Annotated in this window: 10 protein-coding genes and 3 tRNA genes; 3 read left to right on the top strand and 10 right to left on the bottom strand. The window is 59.3% G+C overall.

All coding sequences use genetic code 11. The annotated features are described in order from the left end of the window. Nucleotide 1 precedes the first annotated feature (1 nt). The 6 genes from AC07YV_RS19265 to rluD all read right to left on the bottom strand — a co-directional run bounded on the left by AC07YV_RS19265 (nt 2) and on the right by rluD (nt 4,924). Nucleotides 2–77: transfer RNA gene (locus AC07YV_RS19265), tRNA-Lys, on the bottom strand. Between the two features lie 5 nt (nt 78–82). Continuing rightward, nucleotides 83–159: transfer RNA gene (locus tag AC07YV_RS19260), tRNA-Pro, on the bottom strand. Nucleotides 160–168: 9 nt separating this feature from the next. Beyond that, nucleotides 169–244: transfer RNA gene (locus AC07YV_RS19255), tRNA-Asn, on the bottom strand. Nucleotides 245–544: 300 nt separating this feature from the next. Continuing rightward, nucleotides 545–3,109 carry an ATP-dependent chaperone ClpB gene (gene clpB, locus AC07YV_RS19250; RefSeq protein WP_015096877.1) on the bottom strand — a complete coding sequence of 855 codons (2,565 nt, stop codon included), beginning with the start codon at nt 3,107–3,109 and terminating at the stop codon, nt 545–547. Nucleotides 3,110–3,239: 130 nt separating this feature from the next. Beyond that, complete coding sequence (pgeF, locus tag AC07YV_RS19245) at nt 3,240–3,965, bottom strand: peptidoglycan editing factor PgeF (protein ID WP_102701716.1); 726 nt, start codon at nt 3,963–3,965, stop codon at nt 3,240–3,242. Beyond that, nucleotides 3,962–4,924: a 23S rRNA pseudouridine(1911/1915/1917) synthase RluD gene (gene rluD, locus AC07YV_RS19240; RefSeq protein WP_007990414.1), complete on the bottom strand. Its 963-nt coding sequence runs from the start codon at nt 4,922–4,924 to the stop codon at nt 3,962–3,964. Before rluD ends, pgeF begins: the two co-directional genes overlap by 4 nt. 151 nt (nt 4,925–5,075) lie before the next feature. Here rluD and AC07YV_RS19235 point away from each other — a divergent pair, with 151 nt between their 5' ends. From AC07YV_RS19235 to AC07YV_RS19225, 3 genes are all read left to right on the top strand, one after another. After that, nucleotides 5,076–6,098, top strand: coding sequence for an outer membrane protein assembly factor BamD (locus AC07YV_RS19235; protein ID WP_015096879.1), 1,023 nt, complete (start codon nt 5,076–5,078; stop codon nt 6,096–6,098). 124 nt (nt 6,099–6,222) lie between these two features. Further along, nucleotides 6,223–6,456, top strand: a complete 234-nt coding sequence (locus AC07YV_RS19230) for a PP0621 family protein (protein ID WP_102701717.1) — start codon at nt 6,223–6,225, stop codon at nt 6,454–6,456. A gap of 344 nt (nt 6,457–6,800) precedes the next feature. Then, nucleotides 6,801–8,138, top strand: a complete 1,338-nt coding sequence (locus AC07YV_RS19225) for a sigma-54-dependent transcriptional regulator (protein ID WP_102701719.1) — start codon at nt 6,801–6,803, stop codon at nt 8,136–8,138. 92 nt (nt 8,139–8,230) lie between these two features. On the opposite strand, the gene thiO is transcribed toward AC07YV_RS19225, so the two are convergent. Genes thiO through AC07YV_RS19205 form a run of 4 tightly spaced genes read right to left on the bottom strand, consistent with a single transcriptional unit; the run spans nt 8,231 to nt 10,683 of the window. Then, the gene (gene thiO / locus AC07YV_RS19220) at nt 8,231–9,331 is read right to left on the bottom strand and encodes a glycine oxidase ThiO (protein ID WP_102701720.1); all 1,101 of its coding nucleotides are present in this window, start codon (nt 9,329–9,331) and stop codon (nt 8,231–8,233) included. Between the two features lie 56 nt (nt 9,332–9,387). Next, complete coding sequence (locus AC07YV_RS19215; RefSeq protein ID WP_102701721.1) at nt 9,388–9,789, bottom strand: type IV pilin protein; 402 nt, start codon at nt 9,787–9,789, stop codon at nt 9,388–9,390. Between the two features lie 14 nt (nt 9,790–9,803). Then, nucleotides 9,804–10,217, bottom strand: coding sequence for a hypothetical protein (locus AC07YV_RS19210; protein WP_102701722.1), 414 nt, complete (start codon nt 10,215–10,217; stop codon nt 9,804–9,806). Further along, a complete protein-coding gene (locus AC07YV_RS19205; RefSeq protein WP_102701739.1) occupies nt 10,204–10,683 on the bottom strand; it encodes a pilus assembly PilX family protein in 480 nt (159 codons plus the stop codon). Before AC07YV_RS19205 ends, AC07YV_RS19210 begins: the two co-directional genes overlap by 14 nt. Between the last annotated feature and the right edge of the window lie 10 nt (nt 10,684–10,693).

Genomic DNA, 10,693 nt, shown 5'->3' with positions numbered 1-10,693 from the left:
ATGGTGGGTCGTGTGGGATTCGAACCTACGACCAATTGGTTAAAAGCCAACTGCTCTACCAACTGAGCTAACGACCCAAATATGGTCGGGGTAAGGGGATTCGAACTCCTGACATCCTGCTCCCAAAGCAGGCGCGCTACCGGACTGCGCTATACCCCGGTTTGAAATTGGCTCCGTGACCAGGACTCGAACCTGGGACCCAATGATTAACAGTCATTTGCTCTACCGACTGAGCTATCACGGAACTACATATTTCAATTTACAACTTTGAAGCTTTACTGCGTTCTCTTCGACCCGTTCGCATCGCTGCGTTCGTGTGTCTGAGGCGCGCTATTCTACAATCTTCAGCACCTCTGTCAACCCCCTAAATTGCTTTCAAGTTAATGATTTGCAACTTATTTTGGATTCCAGCTTGGGGAGCGGAAACCCTGGCGGGTGACTGACTGCGGGGCGCACTTTACAAGCCTTTTCCTTTGAGTTCAACAGCCTAACGAAAAAAAGGCCTCGCATTGCGAGGCCTTTTCGATTTTGTTGCCGTTATGGATCAGACGAAGACGATTTCGTCGTTTTCCACCACACCGTGAGCGGTATCGCCCGGCATGAACCGTCCGGACAGAATCAGCTGCGCCAGCGGGTTCTCGATCCAGCGCTGGATAGCGCGCTTGAGCGGCCGTGCGCCGTACACCGGGTCGTAACCGACCGCGATCAGCTTGTCCATGGCCTCAGGGCTGAGCTCAAGCTTCAGCTCGCGCTCGGTCAGGCGGCTACGCAGACGACCCAACTGGATCTCGGTAATGCCGGCGATCTGATCCCGCGCCAACGGCTCGAAGATCACCACTTCGTCGACCCGGTTGATGAACTCCGGCCGGAAGTGGCTGGAAATCGCATCCATCACCGCCGCGCGCTGCGCCTCACGGTCACCGACCAGTTCCTGGATCTGTACCGACCCCAGGTTGGAGGTCATGACAATCACGGTGTTCTTGAAATCCACCGTGCGGCCATGGCTGTCGGTCAGACGGCCGTCTTCGAGCACTTGCAGCAAGATGTTGAACACATCCGGGTGCGCCTTCTCGACTTCGTCCATGAGGATCACCGAATACGGCTTGCGACGTACGGCCTCGGTCAGGTAACCGCCCTCTTCATACCCCACGTAGCCCGGTGGCGCACCGATCAGGCGAGCCACAGAGTGTTTCTCCATGAACTCGGACATGTCGATCCGCACCATCGCCTCTTCGGTATCAAAGAGGAATTCGGCCAGCGCCTTGCACAACTCGGTTTTACCGACACCGGTCGGGCCGAGGAACATGAACGAGCCGCTCGGGCGATTCGGGTCGGACAACCCGGCACGGGAACGCCGCACCGCGTTGGAAACAGCCACCACCGCTTCATCCTGGCCGATCACACGCTGGTGCAACAGGCTTTCCATCTTCATCAGCTTGTCGCGCTCGCCTTCGAGCATTTTCGACACCGGAATACCGGTCCACTTCGACACGACTTCGGCGATCTCTTCTTCAGTCACCTTGCTGCGCAGCAACTGGTTTTCGGCTTTGCCATGCTGATCGACCATTTGCAGGCTGCGCTCCAGGTCCGGGATTACACCGTACTGCAACTCGGCCATGCGGTTCAGGTCGCCTTTGCGGCGGGCCGCTTCCAGTTCCTGACGGGACTGCTCGATTTTCTGCTGGATCTGCGCAGAACCCTGGACTTCGGCTTTCTCCGAGTTCCAGATTTCTTCGAGATCCGAGTACTCACGCTCGTGACGAGCGATTTCCTCCTGCAGTTTTTCCAGACGCTTCTTCGCTGCGTCGTCGCTTTCTTTCTTCAGCGCCTGGGATTCCACCTTCAGCTGAATCAGGCGACGTTCCAGACGGTCCAGCACTTCAGGCTTGGAGTCGATCTCCATGCGGATGCGGCTGGCGGCTTCGTCGATCAGGTCGATGGCCTTGTCCGGTAACTGCCGGTCAGTGATGTAGCGATGACTGAGCTTGGCCGCTGCAATGATGGCGCCGTCAGTGATGGCCACCTTGTGGTGAACCTCATAACGCTCTTTGAGGCCACGCAGGATGGCGATGGTGTCTTCTTCGCTCGGCTCGTCCACCAGCACTTTCTGGAAACGTCGCTCGAGAGCGGCGTCCTTCTCTATGTATTGGCGGTATTCGTTCAGCGTGGTGGCGCCCACGCAGTGCAGTTCACCGCGGGCCAGGGCCGGCTTGAGCATGTTGCCCGCATCCATCGAGCCTTCGCCTTTACCGGCGCCGACCATGGTGTGCAGTTCGTCGATGAACAGGATGATCTGCCCTTCCTGCTTCGACAGTTCATTGAGCAGGGATTTCAGGCGCTCTTCGAACTCACCACGATACTTGGCACCGGCAATCAGCGCCCCCATGTCCAGGGACAACAGACGCTTGCCCTTGAGGCCATCCGGCACTTCGCCATTGATGATGCGCTGGGCCAGGCCTTCGGCGATGGCGGTTTTACCCACGCCAGGCTCACCGATCAGCACCGGGTTGTTCTTGGTACGACGTTGCAGCACCTGGATGGTCCGGCGAATTTCATCGTCACGACCGATCACCGGATCGAGCTTGCCGTCTTCGGCGCGCTTGGTCAGGTCGACGGTGTACTTGTCCAGGGCCTGGCGTGCTTCCTCGTGGTTCGGGTCGTTGACGGCCTCGCCACCACGCAGGTTGTTGATCGCGTTTTCCAGGGCTTTCTTGCTCACGCCCTGGCCGAGCAACAGCTTGCCGAGCTTGCTGTTCTCGTCCATGGCGGCGAGCAGCACCAGCTCACTGGAGATGAACTGGTCGCCTTTCTGCTGCGCCAGACGATCGGCCTGGTTGAGCAGGCGCGCCAGATCCTGTGACATATTCACATCGCCGGTCGGGTTCTGGATTTTCGGTAGCTGGTCGAGCTCTTTGGTCAGCTCTTTACGCAGGCTGTTGACGTCGAAGCCCACCTGCATCAACAGGGGCTTGATCGAGCCGCCCTGCTGCTCGAGCAAGGCTTGCATCAAGTGCGCCGGTTCAATGGCCGGATGATCGTGGCCGACAGCCAGGGATTGGGCATCGGACAACGCTAACTGCAATTTGCTGGTTAAACGGTCTATACGCATGGGTCACCTTCCTTTTGAGCAGGCCGGACCTATAAAACATCCTGAATGAAGAAACCTGCCAGATACCACAATAGATGTGGTCGATTCTGGGAGTTTCAAGCGTCGTGACGTTGATGCAGGTCAGGCAAGTCTAGCGTTCGAGCCAGATAAGGGAGGCAAACCGACCAGTGCGTGGACTGCGGCGGTAAGAAAAGAAGCGTGAGTCGGTCACGGTGCAGAAACCGCCGCCGTAGACCGCGGTTACACCACAAGCTGCCAGGCGCAAGCGGGCCAGCCTATAGATGTCGGCCATAAACTTGCCGGGGTTTTGACTCGGCACAAAAGCCTCAGCGGCTTGCGGCAACTGCTGAACGAAGGTCTCGCGTACTTCCGGGCCCACTTCAAAGGCTTGCGGGCCGATGGCCGGGCCGAGCCAGACCAGTACTTCGGCGGATGGCACATTGAGGCTGTCGAGAGTCGCTTCCAGCACACCAGTTGCCAATCCACGCCAACCGGCATGGGCTGCCGCGACACGCGTCCCGGCACGGTCGCAAAACAGCACAGGCAGGCAGTCCGCAGTCATCGCTGCGCAGGCGACACCCGGCGTTGATGTCCAGCTGGCATCAGCCGTGTCCACCCGGCCCGGATCGGCATGAGCCACGACAATGCCGTGGACCTGCTGCAGCCAGGCCGGCTGAATAGAGAAATGATCGGTAAGACGACGGCGATTCTCGGCAACCGCTTCAGGGTTGTCGTCGACGTGATCACCGAGGTTGAGGCTGTCGAACGGCGCCACACTGACGCCGCCCGCACGGGTGGTCACACAGGCTTTGACCCCGGCCGGCGCGGGCCAGTCAGGAATCAGCCAGTCACTCATCCGATGAACGCCTCGCGGTCTTGCTTGAGCAGGGTCAGCAGCCAGACGAAGTCTTCCGGCAACGGCGATTCCCAACTCATGCGCTTACCGGTGGTCGGATGATCCAGTTCCAGGAAACGCGCATGCAGCGCCTGACGCGGGAAATTTTTCAGCGACTCGACCATGGTCGGGTTGGCGGCCGGCGGAATACGGAAACGACCGCCGTAGGCAGGATCTCCGACCAACGGGTAGTTGATGTGCGCCATGTGCACGCGGATCTGGTGCGTACGACCGGTTTCCAGCTTCACCCGCACATGAGTGTGGGAGCGGAAGCGCTCGAGCACGCGGTAATGGCTGACGGCTTGCTTACCACCCTCCATTACGGCCATGCGCTGGCGTTGCTGGCCGTGACGACCGATAGGCGCGTTGATCTTGCCACCGGCCGTCACCACACCGATCACGATGCACTCGTAGATCCGGCTGACGCTGCGGCTCTGCAACTGTGTCACCAGCTGCGTCTGCGCCTGAATGGTCTTGGCCACCACCATCAGACCGGTGGTGTCCTTGTCCAGGCGATGCACGATACCGGCGCGGGGCACATTGATGATGTCCGGCACGTGGTGCAGCAAGGCGTTGAGCAAGGTGCCGTCGGCATGACCGGCAGCCGGGTGCACCACCAGGCCCGCAGGCTTGTTGATCACCAGGATGTCGTCGTCTTCGTAGACGATGTCCAGGGCTATGTCTTGAGCGACCCATTCGCCCTGAGCTTCCTGCTCGGCAGTCAACTCAAGGATGGCGCCGCCATGGACGATGTCTCGCGGGCGGATAACCGCCCCATCCACAGTCAGGCGGCCGTCTTTGATCCAGGCGGAAAGGCGCGAGCGCGAGTGCTCAGCGAATAATTGTGCGGCGACTTGATCGAGGCGTTGGCCGCCCAATTCGGACGGCACCTCTGCGCGAAGTTCAATTTTATCGGACATGCTCAGACTAGGCGTCGGCACAGCCTTTGGTTTCGGCTGCGCGCTTGTGGTTAAATACGGCGTCTTTTGCCCCGAGGCTTTTCAACGGGGCGCTCATCATAACAGGACGGCCACGCCCAAGACAGCGGCCGTCATAGGGACGCAAGCCGCCATGCAAGTGAAACACCTGCTGCTGATCGCCATCCTCGCATTGACCGCTGCTTGCTCATCGAAGGAAGTCGTAGACGAAAACCTCAGTGAAGTCGAGCTGTACCAACAGGCTCAAAATGACCTGGACAACAGTAGCTACACCAGCGCCATCGCCAAGCTGAAGGCTCTGGAGTCGCGTTATCCGTTCGGTCGCTATGCCGACCAGGCGCAACTCGAACTCATCTACGCCAACTACAAGAACACCGAGCCAGAAGCGGCCAAGTCCGCGGCTGAGCGCTTCATTCGTCTGCACCCACAGCATCCGAACGTCGATTATGCCTACTACCTCAAGGGCCTGACTTCTTTCGACCAGGACGTCGGCCTGCTGGCGCGTTTCCTGCCGCTGGACATGACCAAGCGTGACCCGGGCGCCGCCCGCGACTCCTATAACGAGTTCGCCCAGCTGACCAGCCGCTTCCCGAACAGCCGTTACGCGCCGGATGCCAAGCAGCGCATGATTTACCTGCGCAACCTGCTGGCCGCCTACGAAATTCACGTGGCCGACTACTACCTGACCCGCCAGGCCTATGTCGCGGCGGCAAACCGCGGTCGTTACGTGGTGGAAAACTTCCAGGAAACCCCTTCGGTCGGCGACGGCCTGGCGGTGATGACCGAGGCCTATCAGCGCCTGCACCTGGACGAACTGGCTGCCACCAGCCTGGAAACCCTGAAACTCAACTACCCGAACCACCCGACGCTGGTAGACGGCCAGTTCGTGCCGACCGTGGCCGAAGCCGACAACCGCTCGTGGCTGAGCAAGGCGACCCTGGGCCTGATCGAATCCCGTCCGCCGCTGCCGCCGGGCGAAACCCGCGCCAACCAGGACGTACAGAAGCAGTTCCAGGACGCCAAGGACGCGATTCCGTCCGAGCTCAAGCCTAAAGACGACAATGGCGACGTGATCGAAGAAGAAAATCACGAAGCGGAAGGCAATAACAGCGACCGCTCGTGGTTCAGCTACATGACCCTCGGCGTGTTCGACTGACACCTCGGGCTGTGCAAAAGGGAGACTCTCGGGTCTCCCTTTTTTATTTCAGTGCTTTATTACACTGTGCGCCTGTCAGGTCCTTGGCTAAACTGCCGGATCATCAGTCAAAAAGCAGCTCACCATGCTTCGTTTATTGTTCTGGATTGCCCTGATTGCCGCTGCCGTATGGTTCTGGCGCAAATTCAAGGGGCAGGCATCCACCCCCAGGCCCCCTGCCGAACGGGATGCAGCGCCCATGGTCCGCTGCGCCCATTGCGGCGTTCACCTGCCCCGTGACCGCGCGCTGAGCCTCGACCAACGGTGGTATTGCAGCCAGGCTCATCTCGAGCAGGACAAGGACGCCAGCGGCCGCTGACACTCCCCCGAATTGGCGGCCGATCGAGGACTATCGCTGGCACCCAAGGAACTGAAAGGCATCGAGTGACGTCTGACGCAGATTATTCAAGACCTCTCTCTGCGAATGAACCGGGTAATCGAAAACGTCCTGTACCTGCAGCGCCGCGCGCAAATGTCGCCGCCATGGCTTGACCTGAAATCACTGGAAATACTCCATCCCGAAGCCCTCGCCCCGTCTATCACGGGCCCGGGGCTTTATCTGTCCGGCCAGCCGGGCGAAAGCACTCCGTCCCGCCTAGACTTCAAGGCACGCCAGGAAAGCGGCTGCTTTTGCATGACCCTTGCTCACGGACGGAACCTAGTTTGAACACGAGACCACGACAAAAAGTCTTGATCGTCGATGACGAACCAGACATACGCGAACTCCTGGAAATCACCCTGGGAAGGATGAAACTGGAGACGTTCAACGCCCGTAATGTCGTCGAAGCGCAATCGCTGCTGAAAAGCGAAACATTCGATCTTTGCCTGACCGACATGCAATTGCCGGATGGCACCGGCCTGGAATTGGTGCAGCACATCCAGCAACGTCACCCTCAGGTCCAGGTGGCGATGATCACCGCCTATGCCAGTCTCGAAACCGCAATCAATGTGCTCAAGGCCGGAGCATTCGACTTCCTCACCAAGCCGGTGGACCTTACGCGCCTGCGTGAACTGGTCACCAGCGCCCTGCTGCTTCCTGCCCGCGGGGTCGACATCGATCGCCGGTTGCTGGGCGACTCTTTACCCATGCGCAACCTGCGTAAACACATCACCAAACTGGCCAACAGTCATGCGACGGTATACATCAGCGGAGAATCCGGCAGTGGCAAGGAATTGGTCGCGCGCCTGATCCATGATCAAAGCCCTCGCGCCAAGCAGCCGTTCATTGCGATCAACTGCGCGGCGATTCCCTCGGAACTGTTGGAGAGCGAGTTTTTCGGCCATCGCAAAGGCAGCTTTAGCGGCGCCATCGAAGATAAACCCGGTCTGTTCCAGACAGCTCACGGCGGCACCCTGCTCCTCGACGAAGTGGCCGACCTGCCGCTGACAATGCAAGTCAAACTGCTACGCGCCATTCAGGAGAAAGCCGTACGCAGTGTTGGCGGGCAGCAGGAAGTGGCGGTGGATGTGCGCATTCTCTGCGCCACACACAAGGACCTTGGCGCCGAAGTCGCCGCGGGGCGATTTCGGCATGATCTTTACTACCGTTTGAATGTGATCGAACTCCGGGTGCCGCCCCTGCGCGAGCGTCGTGATGACATCGAGGTGCTGGCCAGCCACATACTCAAGCGCCTGGCCGCCGATACGGGTCAACCGGCAGCCAGACTCCACCCCCAGGCCCTCGATGCGCTGAAAAGTTATCGCTTCCCGGGCAACGTGCGGGAACTGGAAAATATGCTCGAACGGGCTCACACCTTGTGCGAGGACAATCAGATCGAAGCCGGTGACCTGCGCCTGGCTGAAGGCAATTGCACAGCTGAAGGTGGAATGCCAGACCTGACCCGGATAGACAATCTGGACACCTATCTGGAAAACGTCGAACGCCAACTGCTGCTCCAGGCCCTGGAGGAAACCCGCTGGAACCGCACGGCAGCGGCTCAGCGGTTGAACCTGTCATTCCGGTCGATGCGTTACAGGCTCAAGAAGTTGGGACTGGATTGAGACTTTAAAAAGATCGCAGCCTGCGGCAGCTCCTACAGGAGGTGCGCTCACCATGTAGGAGCTGCCGAAGGCTGCGATCTTTTGTGTTTTGTTCACAGTCTTCCAGCAGGCGCATAAGGCGTCGGATCGATAATCGGCGTACGACCCAGCATCACATCGGCAAACAACTGACATGACGCCGGCGCCAACACCAGTCCGTTACGGTAATGCCCACAGTTGAGCCAGAGCCCGTCAAACCCCGGCACCGGGCCGATATAGGGAATGCCCTCAGGTGATCCCGGGCGCAATCCGGCCCAGTGCCCCACCACTTCGGCATCAGCCAGTGCCGGGATCAATTCCACCGCCGACGCCTTCAAGCTTTCCAGTGCCGCCCCGGTCGGCGTCTTGTCAAAACCTTCATGCTCCAGCGTACTGCCGATCAGTATGTGTCCGTCGCGCCGGGGAATCGCATAACGGCCCTTGGCCAGGACCATGCTTGGCAGGAAATCCGCCGCGCACTTGTAGAGAATCATCTGCCCTTTCACCGGCTCGACCGGCAGCGTCAGATCAAGACGCTTGAGCAAATCACCGCTCCAGGCTCCCGCCGTCAGGACAACTTGATCGCCGAGAACAGCACCTGTGGCGGTCTGCACGCCGACCACTTTGTTGCCGTCACGAACAAACCCGCTGACTTCGCACTGCTCATGGATCGTCACGTTCGGCAGCGCCAGCAACGCGGCCTTGAGCGACTTCACCAGACGCGGGTTACGCACGTTGGCGACGTCGGCCATGTAGATCGCCCGGGAAAAACCGCTGCCCAGCACTGGCACCGCGTCGTGTGCCGCTGAGATATCAACGGCACTCAATGGACGATGTTCCCGGGCGGCCCATGCCAGCGCTTCAGCCTCGTCATCCAGATCCAGCCAATACAGACCGGTGGTATGCACTTCAGGATCAACACCGGTGGCGGCGAACAAGCGCTCGCCCAGTTGCGGATAAAAATCCTGGGACCAGTGAGCCAACGCGGTGACCGCCGGACTGTAGCGCCACGGGTAAAGCGGCGAAACGATGCCGCCACCGGCCCAGGACGACTCCTGACCGACGTTCGAGCGATCCAGCAGCACAACGCTTTGCACTTCGGAGGCGAGATTGAAGGCCGTCAGCAAGCCAATCACCCCACCGCCGACAATCACCACTTGCTGTTGCCTGGTCATGTTCTGATCCAATCGTTAAATAGACAGAGGGTGCAAAAAGCACCCGAAAAGGAAACTCAGCGCCCCCAGCAGTCTTTGCTGGTCAGGCCGGACTTCGCATTGACCATTCCCAGCACACCGGTGTTGGTGATAGTCAGATCACCGCATTTGTCAGTGGCCATGCTTGAGCCGGTCTTGCGTACCGCCGTCAGCAGAAAGGTCTGGTCGGTCAGGGTTGGAGTGATGCTGTAGTAGTCATTGCCGGCGCTGAGGCCCGTCGCATCGGTGTAGACATTTTTCTGCGAGTAGAAGCGCTCCAGGAGCTGCGCCTGCTCCGAAAGCAGACCCGCCACTTCCGCGCGACGGCCCTTGTTCAGGTACTCGGTGAAACTCGGGGCGGCAATGGTCATGACAATCCCGATGATCGCAATCACGATCATGATTTCGATCAGGGTAAAACCGCGGTTGGAACTACGCATGCCTCAACTCTCACTTACTGTATTTGTCGCCACATGATGCGACGGCTGCCGCCGGATTTTTCCATCCCCGGCGTATCGTCGCCAGTGGAATCGTTTACGGCCCCGCCATTGTCACCGGTATTCTGGGTCGGATGCTCTCCGACGAAGATCACACCCTCGGACAGCGCGTCGATGTTGTCGACCACTCCATCGGCGTTGCTGTCGAGCATCTTAACGCTGATCGCTTCGGGCAGCTTCAGGCAGACGGCTTTCAAGCCCTGATTGCCATGATAGAAACCGTACCAGTTGCCATTCGCCAGACAGGTTGGCCAGTTCAGCGCTGGCGAATCCGCTGGCGTGGCTGCATGCGCCGACATCGACAGGTCAAGCGCGACCACGACGCCGAGCAGGTGCGACCATAACCTGACAGGTCGCTCAGTACTTCGCATAGATACTCTCCACCACACTGCGCGAATGCCCCGCGATGCCGACTGCCGTTACCCGATACAAGGTCGCCTGGGTATTGATCGGCACATTCACCGCCTTCTTGCTGACACCGATGTTTTGCACGCCATAAAAACCCTTGCCCGATGCAATCCAGGTCACTCCGGAAATGGCGTTGAAGCCGGCGGCGGTAATAGTCGAGGACTCGGACGGTGGTGCACATTGAACGATGCCGCTGCAAACAGGTAGCGCATAACTGTCCCGTTGCACGCCACTCTCGCCCACCCGCAATGCTGCCTCGGCGCTCTGAAACGACTGGTTGTGCAAGGCGACGCTACCGGCCATTTTTTCCTGCAGGGTCGCGCTCTGCATCGAGGAGAGACCCATCAGCGTCAACAAGAGCAAGAACACCAGACTGACCAGCAGCGCCATGCCGCGCTGGGTGTAATACGTCATGGGAGAACGACTCAATGGCATCCCC

The sequence above is a fragment of the Pseudomonas sp. GW456-E7 genome, from assembly GCF_059424105.1.
This window is presented reverse-complemented; position numbering and strand designations above follow the sequence as displayed.